The sequence below is a fragment of the Amycolatopsis roodepoortensis genome, assembly GCF_014873915.1.
In the GTDB taxonomy this organism is placed as follows: Bacteria; Actinomycetota; Actinomycetes; order Mycobacteriales; family Pseudonocardiaceae; genus Amycolatopsis; species Amycolatopsis roodepoortensis.
This window is the reverse complement of record NZ_JADBEJ010000005.1, coordinates 3,138,773-3,151,300: the sequence shown is the minus strand read 5'-3', so window position 1 is coordinate 3,151,300 and position 12,528 is coordinate 3,138,773. Positions and strand designations below refer to the sequence as shown.

Sequence of the window (12,528 nt, the reverse complement as noted above, 5' to 3'; positions counted from 1 at the left end):
AAAGGAGCGAGAACTTGAGACGAGTATTTTCGCAACGCCGGCTCCGCAGACGGTCGCTGGCCGCGCTCGCGGTCGGCGCCGTCGTCACCTCCGGGCTTCCGCTGGCCATCGCACCGGTGACCGCCGAAGCCGCGACGAACGTCCCGGTCAACGTCCTGGTCTTCCACGGCACCGCCGCGGACCAGAAGGACCCCGTCTTGCGCGCCACGGACGCGATCGCGAGCCTGGGCCAGGCGAACGGGATCTCCGTTTCGTCCTCTTCGGACCCCGCGGTGTTCACGCAGGCGAACCTCGCGAAGTACCGCGGCGTCGTCTTCCTGTCCGCGCAAGGCATCACGCTGAACCGTGACCAGGAAACCTCGCTGCAGAACTACATGAAGGCGGGCGGCGGCTTCCTCGGCCTGTCCGACGCCGCGCGGGCGCAGGACGGCTCGCAGTGGTTCTCCGGGCTGATCGGCGCCCGTCCGGTGGGGGCGCGTCCCACACCGGAGGCGGTCGCCTCGGTCACCGCGAGCGCGGAGAACGCGCCCAACGAGGGCAAGGAAAAGCTCGCCGACAACAACGAGAACACCAAGTGGCTGGCGTTCCAGCCGACCGGCTGGGTCGCCTACAAGATGGCCGCGCCAGTCGCGGTCAGCAGCTACGACCTCGTCTCGGCGAACGACTTCCCCGGCCGTGACCCCAAGAGCTGGACCCTGCAGGGCTCCAACGACGGGACCACGTGGACCGATCTGGACACCCGCACCAACGAGACGTTCGCCGACCGGTTCGTGAGCCGCAAGTTCACCTTCGCCAACACCACGGCGTACGCGAACTACCGGCTGAACATCACCGCCAACGCCGGTGACCCGCTCATCCAGCTGGCTGATTGGAAGCTGTACAAGGACAACTCGACCACCCCGCCGCCGCCGGAGGCCCCGCCGGCCGAGGCCACGGTCGACGTCCTCGACAAGGCGAACCCGGCCACCGCGGGACTGCCGCAGAAGTGGGTCCGCACCGACCGGTGGCTCAACTGGGAGGTCAACCCGGTCGGCACCGTGCACACGGTCGCGCAGGTCGAGGAGTCGACCTACAAGCCGGGTGTCGGCGCGAACGGCGCCTTCCACCCGATCTCGTGGTGCCGTGACTACGACGGCGGCCGCTCCTTCTACACCGGCATGGGCCGGACCGAGGCGAGCTACGGCGAAGCCCAGTTCCGCAGCCACATCCTGGGCGCGCTGAAGTGGACCACCGGCATGGTGCGCGGTGACTGCAAGGCGGGTATCGCGGCCAACTACAAGGTCGAGCGCCTGACCGGGATCAACCAGCCCGGCCAGCTCGACCAGATGGGCGAGCCGCACGGGCTCACCATCGCGCCGAACGGCCGCGTCTTCTACATCGGCCGCGCCGCCTGCGCCGGCAACACGGTCCCCGCGCCGAACGACTGGACCAACCCCCAGATCGGCGCCGGCTGCGGCACGATCCACCAGTGGGACCCGGTCACCAAGAAGCCGAAGCTGCTCACCACGCTGAAGGTGATGGGCAACCGCGGCAGCGGCGACGAACTGGTCAAGAACGAGGAAGGCCTCCTCGGTCTCGTGCTGGACCCGAAGTTCAGCGAGAACGGCTTCATGTACGCCTACTGGATGCCGCACGAGTCGGTCGACATCGACAAGCGGATCGGCAAGCGCACGGTCTCGCGGTTCACCTACGACCTGAAGAACCAGACGCTGGACCAGGCGACCCGCAAGGATCTGCTGTCCTGGGACGTCCAGGTCCACAGCTGCTGCCACGCCGGCGGCGGGATGGACTTCGACAAGGACGGGAACCTCTACATCGGTTCCGGTGACAGCAACTCGTCGCAGGGCTCCAACGGGTACTCCGGCAACAACTGGACCCAGGACTACAAGGGCGTCTCGTTCCAGGACGCGCGCCGCACCGCCGGTAACACCAACGACCTCAACGGCAAGATCCTGCGGATCCACCCGGAGCCGGACGGTACCTACACCAACCCGGCTGGCAACCTGTTCCCCGAGGCCAACGACCCCGGGAACAAGACAAGGCCCGAGATCTACGTGATGGGCGTGCGGAACATCTCGCGTCTGCAAGTCGACAAGAAGACCAACTGGCTGACCGCCGCGTGGGTCGGCCCGGACGCGTCCTCGCCGAGCCCGGAGCTCGGCCCGGCCAAGTACGAGACCGCCACGGTGATCACCGAGGCGGGTAACCACGGCTGGCCGTACTGCATGGGCAACAAGCAGCCGTACCGCGACCGCAGCAGCACCGACGCCGCGGTCCTCACCGGCTGGTACGACTGCGACAACCCGGTCAACACCTCGCCGCGCAACACCGGCCTGGTGAACCTGCCGCCGATCAAGAGGAACATGATCTGGTACGCGCCGGACGGCGGCGGGCCGGTGTTCCCCAACCGCCCCAACAGCTCCGTCCCGACGTACAACGCGGCCGAGGCCACCTACACGCAGCCCTACCTCAAGGGCGGCGGCCAGGCGGTCATGACCGGGCCGACGTACCACCGCGAACTGGTCAACACCAACAGCGGCGTCGCGTGGCCGGCCTACTGGAACGACAAGTGGTTCATCGGTGACCAGAGCAACGGGCAGAACCGGATCGCGGTCACCCTCGACCCGAACGGCGTCGCGAAGCAGGATCCGCCGGTGTTCGCCGAGACCGTGCGGCAGATCATCCCGACCGGTGGTGGCGACACCAAGCTGAACCAGTGGATGGACGCCAAATTCGGGCCGGACGGCGCGCTGTACGCGCTCGACTACGGCGGCGGCTTCTTCACCCTGACCAACAACCAGAAGCTGCTGAAGATCAGCTACATCGGCGGCGAGGCCACCCCGTCCGCGGCGGCTTCTTCGACGATGGTGCAGAACAAGCCGCTCACCGCGGCCTTCACCGGGTCGAAGTCCGGCGGTGTCTCCTACAAGTGGGAGTTCGGCGACGGCACGTTCTCGACGCAGCCCGACCCGCGGCACGCCTACCCGCGCACCGGGCTGTACACCGCCAAGCTGACCGTGACCTACGCGAACGGCGAGACGGTGACCACCCGGAACTCGGTGAGCGTCGGGTGTCTCGTGGCGGATCCCAGCGCCACGGTGACCATCGGCGACACCGACACCGGGGTGACCAACCGCAACGCCGGTGGCGGCTGCACGGTCGACGACATGATCGACGACGACTCCACGTGGACCTCCCACGCCGGTTTCGTCAATCACGTCACCCAGGCCGTGGACCGGCTCGGCGACCTCGGCGTGCTGAACGCGGCCGAGTCGGACAAGATCAACGCCGCGGCCGCCGCGTCGCCCATCGGCAACAAGGGCGTCACCGGCTACGACGCGATCTACGACGGCACGCCGGAGTCGTTCCGGAACTGGTCGCAGGCGCCGTCCGGGCAGTTCGCCATCCAGCCGGACGGGTCACTGCGACCGTCGGGCGGGCTGGGGATGCTGTGGTACTCGGCACGGCAGTTCGGCAACTTCTCGGTGAAGCTGCAGTTCAAGGACATCGCGCCTTCGGGCAGTGCCAACAGCGGCGTGTTCGTCCGGTTCCCGGATCCGCGCACTCCGCTGGAGCAGCGTCCGCCGGGCAGCTGCGGCACGGTCGGTTCGGCCAGGACGTCGCAGGCCTGGGTCGCGATCTACTGCGGTCACGAGGTCCAGCTGTACGACGGGGCCACCGGTGAGCCGCAGAAGACCGGATCGATCTACAACTTCGACCCGCGGCCGCTGGACCAGGCGGGCGTGAAGCCGAAGGGGACCTGGAACGAGTACGAGGTCAAGGTCGTCGGGCAGAAGTACACGATCATCCGCAACGGTGTGGTGATCAACGAGTTCGAGAACGCGCCGGGGATCCAGTCGTCGCGGGCGGGCGACCCGTCCACCGACTTCCGGCAGTTCGTCAGCGGGTTCATCGGTCTGCAGAACCACGGTGACAACGACCTGATGGAGTTCCGCAACATCCGGGTGCGGCAGCTGTAGCGCGAAAGCCGGCCGGGCGCGCGGGTTCCGTGTGCCCGGCCGGTGTCCCTTGTACGGAAGGTTTCCCTGCGATGTCCCCAAGAACCCTCGTCGTGGCACTGGTGGCCGCGACACTCGCGCTGGCGGGCCTGGTGTTACCGGGCTCGTCCGCTCCCGCCTCCGCCGCTCCCGTCCAGACCCTGGAATGGACCGCGGGCGACAGCACCGACCACTACCTCAGCGCGCCGTCGACCGCGGTGGCCGGTGAGACCACGATCGTCTTCAAGAACACCGAAGAGCTCGGCTCGACGATGTCGCACACGCTGACGTTCGACACGTCGACCGCGGGCTACAACCACGACGTCAACCTCAACATCCTCGCCAACCCCTACGACGACAAGAACGGCGTGCACCAGGCCACGGTGACGCTGACCCCCGGCAAGTACCGGTACTACTGCACGATCCAGGGTCACACCAAGATGATGGGCGAGTTCGTCGTCACCGGTGAGCCGACCCCGGACACCACGCCGCCGACGGTGACCGCGAACGTGACCGGCACCAAGGACACCGCCGGGAACTACGTCGGTTCCGCGACGGTGAACCTGTCCGCCTCGGACAGCCAGTCCGGTGTGGACAAGGTCGAGTACCAGCTCGACGGCGGTGCCTGGACGGCGTACACGGCACCCGTGACGGTCACCGCCGCCGGTGCGCACATGGTCCACTACCGCGCTACCGACAAGGCGGGAAACGTTTCACCGGAAGGGATGTCGTCGTTCACCGTGGTCACCGGGCAGCCCGGTGACACGACACCGCCGACGGTGACTTCCGAGGTGACGGGCACCAAGGACCCCGCGGGCAACTACCTCGACACCGCCACCGTGAAACTCACCGCGACCGACGCCGGCTCCGGCGTCGACAAGGTCGAGTACAAAGTGGACGAAGGCGCGTGGACCGCGTACACCGCTCCGGTCGCGGTCACCGCGCCGGGCATGCACATGGTCCACTATCGCGCGTCGGACAAGGCGGGCAACGTCTCACCGGAGGGCATGGCGCACTTCACCATCGTCAGCAGCGACACCACCGCGCCGACGGTGACCTCCGAAGTGACCGGGACCAAGGACACGGCCGGGAACTACGTCGGCAAGGCGACCGTGACCCTCACGGCGACCGACGCCGGCTCGGGTGTCGGCAAGGTCGAGTACCAGCTGGACGGTGGTCCGTGGCTGACGTACTCGGCGCCGCTCGCGCTGACCGTCGTCGGCGCGCACACGGTGAAGTACCGCGCCACCGACAAGGCGGGCAACGTCTCGGCGGAAGGCACGGCGACGTTCACCATCGTCGAGGGCGACGACAGCACCGCGCCCGCCGTCTCGGTGGTGGTGAGCGGTGATCTGGACGGAAGCTGGTCGTACATCGAAGACGCGACCATCAACCTGACCGCGACGGACACCGGGTCCGGTGTGGACAAGATCGAGTACAAATTGGACGGTGGGGCCTGGACGGTCTACACCGCGCCGGTGAAGGTGACCGAGCTCGGCACGCACACCTTGACCTACCGCGCGTCGGACAAGGCGGGCAACGTCTCGGCGGAACAGGGTGGCGCGTTCACTATCGTCGCCGCGCCGCCGGGCCCGGACGCCTGCCCGGACTCCGACGTCCGGGACACCGTGATCCTCGGCACGGCGGACAGCCAGGTCGAGAACCGCGACACCGGCAACGGCTGCACGATCAACGACGTGATCGACGACGAGTCGGAGTACTCGTCGAACGAGCAGTTCGTGACCTACGTGCGGGCGGTGACGCAGGAACTCGTCGACGGTGAGGTGCTCGCGTCCTACGAACGGGACCTGATCGTCACGGCGGCGATCGAGTCCGGCATCGGCGGCACGACCGCGGAGCCGGAGCCCGAGCCCGGCAAGAAGAAGCCGGAGACGAAGAACCCCGGCATGAAGAAGACCGTGAAGACGCCGATCCGGGACGTCTGAGCGAGGTCGGTTACCTTTCTCGCGTCGCGCTCGTCATGTCCATGACGGGTTCGGCGCGAGAAAGGTATCGACATGACCGGCGAAGCCCTGGCCAGCGCGTTCGAGGAGCAGCGCGGGCGTCTGGTGGCCGTGGCCCAGCGGATGCTCGGCTCGCGCGCGGACGCCGAGGACGCCGTCCAGGAGGCCTGGCTGCGGCTGGCCCGCCAGGACGCCGACACGATCGACAACCTCTCCGGCTGGCTGACCACGGTCGTCGGCCGCGTCTGCATCGACGTCCTGCGCTCCCGCAAGGCCCGCCCCGAGGACTCCTACGACGAGCCGCCCGAGCTGCTGGTGCTGGAGGACTCGCCGGAAGAGGACGCGCTGCTCGCCGAATCGGTCGGAGTGGCGCTGGTCGTGGTGCTCGACACCCTCGGCCCGGCCGAACGGCTGGCCTTCGTGCTGCACGATCTGTTCGCGGTCCCGTTCGCCGAGGTCGGCGAGATCCTCGGCAAATCCGCGGACGCGGCCAAGATGCTCGCCAGCCGGGCCCGTCGGAAGGTGCAGGGACGGCGTCCGGCCGATGAGCCCCGGCAGCACGCGGTCGTCGAAGCGTTCCTCGCGGCCGCGCGCGAAGGAGACTTCGAAAGCTTGGTCGAGATGCTCGACCCCGACGTGACGTGGCGCTCGCAGAGCAGGCACGGCGAGGTCGTGCGGCTCGGCGCGGCCGAGGTGGCCACGCGGGTCCAGCGTGGGGCTCGCGCCGTCGTCACCACCCGTCCCGCGCTGGTCAACGGCAAACCGGGGATGGTGTCGTGGAGCCGGACCGGCAAGCTGCTGGGCGTGATGTCCTGCACCATCGTCGACGGCCGCATCGTCGAAATCGATTCCGTGAGTGACCCGCGTCGCCTCGCGGCCATGGGTGTTACCTCTCGGGAGTCCTCCTCGTCGGAGTAAGTGAACACAGACGAGAAGGAGAAATGCCATGCAGGCAAGGCTCGATTACCTCAAGACCGCTCTCGCGCCGAAGCTGGTGAAGCACTTCGTCTCCGCCGCGAAGGTCCTCGACAGCAGCGAACTTCCTTTGGCGACAAGGGAACTGGTGAACATCCGGGCCAGCCAGATCAACGGCTGCTCGGGCTGCCTCGACATGCACACCAAGGACGCGGCGCACGCGGGGGAGACCACGACCCGGCTGAACCTGGTCGCGTGCTGGCGCGAGGCGACGGTCTTCACCGAGGCCGAACGCGCCGCGCTGGAACTCACCGAGCAGGGCTGCCGCCTCGCCGACGGCAGCGGGGTGACCGACGAGGCGTGGGAGGCCGCCGCCAAGCACTACGACGACGATCAGCTCGTGGCGCTGGTGGCCCAGATCGCGCTCATCAACACCTTCAACCGGCTGAACGTCATCACCCGGCAGCCGGCGGGCGACTACACGCCGGGCCAGTACGCGGGGCACTGATGGACACCGCGCTGTGGATCGTCGCCTGGCTGCTGGCCGTGATGTATCTCGTGTCCGGCGTCGGGAAACTGTTCCTGCGAAGGGAAACGATCGCCGGAGTGGGGTCGGCCGCGGGCTGGGTGCTGGATGTCACCCCCGGCACCGTGAAGTTCATCGGATTCGTCGAGATCCTTGGCGCGGCCGGCCTGATCCTTCCGGCCTTGCTGGATATCGCGCCGGAACTCGTGCCGCTGGCCGCACTCGGCCTGGCGTTGGTAATGGCGGGCGCGGTGGTCGTTCGCCTGCGTCGCCGCGAGCCGTTGGTCGCGCTGCTGGATCTCGGTTACCTCGCGTTGTGCGCTTTCGTCGCCATCGGACGCGCCTGACACGCGTGAAGGCCCCCTTCCCTCGGCTCAGCAGAGGGAAGGGGGCCTTCACGCGATTCAGCTCAGGTGCGCTGCTTCGACCGCCCGAGGATGCGACGGCGGGCGTGGCCGTTCGTGCGTTCCTCGTGCAGTTCCTTCAGCGACAACATCATCGCGTCTTCCTGTTTCATCAGCGGGTCGTTGCGCAGGTCCTTCCAGACCGAGACGCACAACCCGACCATCACGAACACGAACGGCACCGCGATCAGGATCGTCAGGTTCTGCAGACCGGTCAGCGCCTTGTCCCCGCCGACGAGCAGCATCACCGCCGCGACGGCGCCCATGAGGACGCCCCAGAAGATCACGACGGTCTTCTTCGGATGCACGCTTCCGCGCTGGGACAAGGTGCCCATCACCACCGACGCCGCGTCCGCACCGGAGACGAAGAAGATGGACACCAGGATCATCACCAGGATCGCGATCGGGATGAACCACGGCAGCGTCTCGAGCAGTTCGAATGTCGCCGACTGGGCACTGCCCGCGCCCGCGATGTCCGTCCCGGCCCGTTGCCTGCTGATCGCCGCGCCGCCGAAGATCGCGAACCAGATCAGGCTCACGACGCTCGGGATCGCGATGACACCGAAGATGAACTGCCGGATCGTGCGGCCGCGCGAGATCCGCGCGATGAACATGCCGACGAAGGGCGTCCACGAGATCCACCACGCCCAGTAGAAGACCGTCCAGCCGCCGAGCCAGGTCTGCATCTCCGCGCCACCGGTCATCCCGGTGCGGCCGGACATCTCGGCCAGCTCGCGGAAGTAGTCGCCGATGGCGCCCGGCACGATGTTGAGGATCAGCACGGTCGGCCCGACCACCAGCACGAACACCGCGAGTACCGCGGCGAGCACCATGTTGATGTTGGACAGCCACTGGATGCCCTTGGCCACACCGGAAACCGCCGAAGCGATGAACGCGATGGTGAGGATCGCGATGATCGCGACCAGCAGGCCCTTGCCGGGGTCGTCGATCCAGCCGACGGCGCCCATGCCGCCGCCGACCTGGAGCGCGCCGAGGCCGAGGGAGGCGGCGGAACCGAACAGCGTGGCGAAGATCGCCATGATGTCGATCGCCTTGCCCAGCGGGCCTTCGGTGCGGCGCTTGCCGATCAGCGGTGCGAACACCGAGCTGATCAGCTGGCTGCGGCCCTTGCGGAAGGTGCTGTAGGCGATCGCGAGACCGACGACGGCGTAGATCGCCCACGGGTGCACGGTCCAGTGGAACAACGTCGTCGCCATCGCGGTGTGGACGGCTTCGTCGGAGTTCGGGGCCGCTGTACCCGGGGGCGGGCTCGCGAGGTGGGAGACCGGTTCGTAGACCCCGAAGAACATCAGGCCGATGCCCATGCCGGCGCTGAACATCATCGCGATCCACGAGGACGTCCGGAATTCGGGCAGTTCCTTGTCCCCACCGAGCGGGATCCGGCCGTAGCGGCTTATGGCCAGACAGACCGCGAAGAGCACGAAACCGCTCGCGGTCAGCACGAAAGCCCAACCGCCGTAAGGGATCACGGCATCGTTCAGCAGGGTGGACGCGACACTCGCGAGGTTTTCCGGGGCCAGCACGCCCCAGACGATGATCGCGAGCGCGAGCACCGCCGCCACACCGAAAACGGTCTTGTCGGTCTCCGCGGGTCGTTCGGCGGCGAGGTCGAGGGGGACGTGCTCATCGGGCGGGTGGCCCGGACCCGTCGTGTCCGGTGCGTGGGCAAGGTCGGTCGCGGTCTCCGCGACGACCTCTTCTTCCGCTTGTTTACCGTCCTGCGAACTCATGTTCAGTGACGCGCCGACTGCGGCGCGCGCTCCTTCCGCCCGATGTTAACCCGTTTGCACCACTGCACCCTAACCAGAAAACTGGTAACCGGCAGAAAATACGGGCGAAGTGGTTTAAAGCTGTGATTGCGGGCTTGACCTCGGCGGATGCGGGTCCGGTCGGCGGTCTCGGCGGGGAACGTGGCGCTCGTGACACCGGGCTTCGCGGCCTGGTGTCCTCAGATCGTGGCTCCACCCCTCCAGAAGGGGCGACCGAGCGGGTCGCCACCTGCGACATCCGGGCGTCCTTGCCGCTTGTGGTTGCGGTTCAAGAGGTAGGTGACGAGGGCGATCAGGGCGAGGGTGACGATGATTGCGGTCATGGCAGTAAGTTTGCGCCACTCGACATCCTGCCAGAAGTGGCAGTTCTGTCGTTGTGCGGCAAAATCCTGCCAGCTATGCTCCGGTCATGCTGAAAAGCGTCGCCGTGGTGCTGCTGGACGATTTCGCCGCCTTCGAGTTCGGTGTCGTCTGCGAGGTGTTCGGCTACGACCGCACCGACGACGGAGTGCCACTACTCGACTTCCGCGTGTGCGGGGAGCGTGCCGGAGAACCGCTCAGCCTCGGGCACGGCGTCAAAGTGACCCCGGAACACGGTCTCGAAGCGACGGAGGACGCGGATCTGGTCGTCGTCCCCGCCTGCGACGTCCGCGACGAATATCCGCCCGCGGTACTCGACGCGCTCCGGGCGGCTTCGGAGCGCGGCGCCACGCTGCTTTCGGTCTGTACCGGCGCGTTCGTACTGGGCGCCGCCGGCTTGCTCGACGGGCGGCGGTGCACGAACCATTGGCGCCACAGCGCGGCGTTCCGGAAGCGGTTCCCACAGGCGCGGTTGGATCCGGACGTGCTGTTCGTCGATGACGGCGACATCGTCACCAGCGCGGGCACGGCCGCCGGCATCGACGCGTGCCTGCATCTGATCCGGCGCGAACTCGGCTCCGCCGCGGCCACCGTGATCGCCCGTCGCATGGTGGTGCCGCCGCAACGGGAAGGCGGGCAGCGCCAGTTCGTCGAGGTGCCGATCCCGGAGTGCACCGGGGACAGCCTTCAGCCGGTGCTCACCTGGATGCTCGAGAACATCGCGCACGAACATCCGGTCGCCGATCTCGCCCGCCGGGCGCGGATGTCCGAACGCACCTTCGCTCGCAAGTTCGTCGCGGAGACGGGCACCACGCCACACCGATGGCTTTCGACGCAACGGGTCCTGCACGCGCGGTCGCTGCTGGAGGAGACGACGATGAGCATCGACGAGGTCGCGCGCCGCTGCGGCTTCGGCTCGGGAGCCTTGCTGCGGCACCATTTCCACAAGGTCGTCGGCGTTGCCCCGCAGGACTACCGGCGGACTTTCGCGCCACAGCGCGTCTGACTCGGCGCTCAGCCGGGACGCCGTCCGACGGCCTCGAAGATGTTGCGGGCCAGTAAAGCGGCGCCTTCGGTGAACCCGTTGATGAGGATCTTCCGGCCGTCGGTGAGTTCGACGAGGCAGCCGAAATCGCCGCCGAACGCCTTGGTGTGCACGAATCCCTGTTCGTACAAGGTGAAGATCTCGCCTCGCTTGCCGATGGCGTGCCAGCAGCCCAAGCGCCCATCGGCGCCAGCCCCAGCCCGCAGCCGATGACGAGGTCGATGACCCCAGCTCGGTCACGGGCGGCACGCTAACGGCGGGTGCGGGGACCGGCCCTTAATCCTTCGGTGCCTTGTTGAACAGGCCGAGGGATTGGGCGAACGCCGCCCCGCCCGCCAGGAAGACGAGCGGCAGGGTCTTGGCCCAGAAGGCGCCGACGTCGAGCGAGATGAGCAACGCGAGCAGCCCGCCCGCCAAAGCGGCCAAAATGAGCATTCCCAGTGCGAGGCGGGGTTTCGAGACCATGGGTCCTCCAAGAAACGGGTTCGGAGGAGCCAGCCTCGCGACGATCCCGCCGCGAAAAGAGGTCATTTTTGCCGCATCGGGAAGATCAGAGCGAACCCCAGGCGCGGGCGCGTTCCAGCAGCCTGTCGCGGATGAGGGTCACCACGGGCCGCGCCGTCCCCGACCGGTGCGCGAGATAGATCGTGTTCAGCGGCGGCACCACCGGCGTGTGCACGATCGACACAGAGCCCGCTTCGAGTGCGGCCGCGGCGATGTAGCGCGGCAGCACACTCACCCCGGCGCCCGCGACGACGACGGCGAGGATCGCGCGCAGGTCGGGGACGACCATCGCGACGCGGTTCGGTGGCCGCCGCCCGAATTCACTGCGCCAGTAGCGGCGGATGATCGGCAGATCGTCGGCGTACGAGATCAGCGGCAGATGCGCCAGCGCGGGTACCGGGTCGGTCTCGAGCAGTGCGGAATCGACGCTCCGCGCGAGGGCCGGGGCGGCGACGAGGACGAATTCCTCGTCGATCAGCGGGATCGCGGTGATACCGCGCTGCCGTGGGCGGACCGAGGAGACGACGAGGTCCAGGCGCGCGGCTTCGAGCGCGGACAGGAGCTCGTCGGCGAGCCCGAGGGTGACGGTGACGCGCAGCCCGCGTTCGGTCAGCGGGGCGAGCGCGGGCAGGAACCGCGTCGCCATGCCGTCGCTCGCGCCGCCCAGCGCCACCGTTTCGCGGTACTGGACGTCGTCGTCGCCGGCCGTCAGCGCGCCTCGGAGTTCGTCGATGCGGGTGCCGATCCTGGCGGCGAGTTCGGCCGCGCGGGCGGTCGGCGCCGCGCCCTGACGCGACCGGACGAACAGCTGCTCGCCGAGCTCCTCCTCGAGCTTGAGCAGCTGCCCGGTGACGGCGGGCTGGGTCAGGCCGAGTTCCGCGGCGGCCGCGGAGAGCGAGCCCTGACGGTAGATGGCCAGGAAGGTCGCCAGCCGATCCAAGTTGGGCATGCGAGTCACCTTCCATAAGAAATCTTATGGATAGTAGCGGGCTTCCCGGAGTACGCGCGGCGAAGACCTCGTT

Annotated in this window: 11 protein-coding genes; 6 read left to right on the top strand and 5 right to left on the bottom strand. The window is 67.9% G+C overall.

The window, feature by feature from the left end; all coding sequences use genetic code 11:
- The first annotated feature begins 14 nt into the window (after positions 1–14).
- The 5 genes from H4W30_RS34035 (at position 15) to H4W30_RS34015 (ending at position 7,750) form a co-directional block, all read left to right on the top strand.
- On the top strand, positions 15–3,980 hold the full coding sequence (locus H4W30_RS34035; RefSeq protein WP_192746317.1) for a ThuA domain-containing protein: 3,966 nt from the start codon (positions 15–17) through the stop codon (positions 3,978–3,980).
- A gap of 71 nt (positions 3,981–4,051) precedes the next feature.
- Positions 4,052–5,944: an OmpL47-type beta-barrel domain-containing protein gene (locus H4W30_RS34030; RefSeq protein WP_192746316.1), complete on the top strand. Its 1,893-nt coding sequence runs from the start codon at positions 4,052–4,054 to the stop codon at positions 5,942–5,944.
- A 72-nt stretch (positions 5,945–6,016) separates the two neighbouring features.
- Positions 6,017–6,880 carry a sigma-70 family RNA polymerase sigma factor gene (locus H4W30_RS34025; RefSeq protein WP_192746315.1) on the top strand — a complete coding sequence of 288 codons (864 nt, stop codon included), beginning with the start codon at positions 6,017–6,019 and terminating at the stop codon, positions 6,878–6,880.
- Between the two features lie 28 nt (positions 6,881–6,908).
- Entirely contained in the window at positions 6,909–7,385 is a 477-nt protein-coding gene (locus H4W30_RS34020; RefSeq protein WP_192746314.1) for a carboxymuconolactone decarboxylase family protein, read from the top strand.
- Positions 7,385–7,750: a DoxX family protein gene (locus H4W30_RS34015; RefSeq protein WP_192746313.1), complete on the top strand. Its 366-nt coding sequence runs from the start codon at positions 7,385–7,387 to the stop codon at positions 7,748–7,750. Before H4W30_RS34020 ends, H4W30_RS34015 begins: the two co-directional genes overlap by 1 nt.
- Before the next feature lie 62 nt (positions 7,751–7,812).
- Here the strand turns inward: H4W30_RS34015 and H4W30_RS34010 are convergent, their stop codons facing one another.
- Both H4W30_RS34010 and H4W30_RS34005 read right to left on the bottom strand, forming a co-directional pair.
- Positions 7,813–9,558, bottom strand: a complete 1,746-nt coding sequence (locus tag H4W30_RS34010; protein ID WP_192746312.1) for a BCCT family transporter — start codon at positions 9,556–9,558, stop codon at positions 7,813–7,815.
- A 218-nt stretch (positions 9,559–9,776) separates the two neighbouring features.
- Entirely contained in the window at positions 9,777–9,920 is a 144-nt protein-coding gene (locus tag H4W30_RS34005) for a hypothetical protein (RefSeq protein ID WP_192746311.1), read from the bottom strand.
- Positions 9,921–10,006: 86 nt separating this feature from the next.
- Between H4W30_RS34005 and H4W30_RS34000 the strand changes: the two genes are divergently transcribed.
- A complete protein-coding gene (locus tag H4W30_RS34000; RefSeq protein ID WP_192746310.1) occupies positions 10,007–10,963 on the top strand; it encodes a GlxA family transcriptional regulator in 957 nt (318 codons plus the stop codon).
- A gap of 8 nt (positions 10,964–10,971) precedes the next feature.
- Here the strand turns inward: H4W30_RS34000 and H4W30_RS33995 are convergent, their stop codons facing one another.
- From H4W30_RS33995 to H4W30_RS33985, 3 genes are all read right to left on the bottom strand, one after another.
- Positions 10,972–11,178: a hypothetical protein gene (locus H4W30_RS33995; protein WP_225949958.1), complete on the bottom strand. Its 207-nt coding sequence runs from the start codon at positions 11,176–11,178 to the stop codon at positions 10,972–10,974.
- A 100-nt stretch (positions 11,179–11,278) separates the two neighbouring features.
- Positions 11,279–11,467, bottom strand: coding sequence for a hypothetical protein (locus H4W30_RS33990; protein WP_126733931.1), 189 nt, complete (start codon positions 11,465–11,467; stop codon positions 11,279–11,281).
- Positions 11,468–11,552: 85 nt separating this feature from the next.
- Positions 11,553–12,455 (bottom strand): LysR family transcriptional regulator, encoded by a 903-nt coding sequence (locus tag H4W30_RS33985; RefSeq protein WP_192746309.1) that lies wholly within the window; start codon positions 12,453–12,455, stop codon positions 11,553–11,555.
- Positions 12,456–12,528: the final 73 nt, after the last annotated feature.

Bases quoted from the DNA above. Each gene is read 5' to 3' on its own strand.
- H4W30_RS34030 (WP_192746316.1), top strand. From the start codon at position 4,052: ATGTCCCCAAGAACCCTCGTCGTGGCACTGGTGGCCGCGACACTCGCG.
- H4W30_RS34020 (WP_192746314.1), top strand. From the start codon at position 6,909: ATGCAGGCAAGGCTCGATTACCTCAAGACCGCTCTCGCGCCGAAGCTG.
- H4W30_RS34010 (WP_192746312.1), bottom strand. From the start codon at position 9,558: ATGAGTTCGCAGGACGGTAAACAAGCGGAAGAAGAGGTCGTCGCGGAG.
- H4W30_RS34015 (WP_192746313.1), top strand. From the start codon at position 7,385: ATGGACACCGCGCTGTGGATCGTCGCCTGGCTGCTGGCCGTGATGTAT.
- H4W30_RS34005 (WP_192746311.1), bottom strand. From the start codon at position 9,920: ATGACCGCAATCATCGTCACCCTCGCCCTGATCGCCCTCGTCACCTAC.
- H4W30_RS34000 (WP_192746310.1), top strand. From the start codon at position 10,007: ATGCTGAAAAGCGTCGCCGTGGTGCTGCTGGACGATTTCGCCGCCTTC.
- H4W30_RS34025 (WP_192746315.1), top strand. From the start codon at position 6,017: ATGACCGGCGAAGCCCTGGCCAGCGCGTTCGAGGAGCAGCGCGGGCGT.
- H4W30_RS33990 (WP_126733931.1), bottom strand. From the start codon at position 11,467: ATGGTCTCGAAACCCCGCCTCGCACTGGGAATGCTCATTTTGGCCGCT.
- H4W30_RS33985 (WP_192746309.1), bottom strand. From the start codon at position 12,455: ATGCCCAACTTGGATCGGCTGGCGACCTTCCTGGCCATCTACCGTCAG.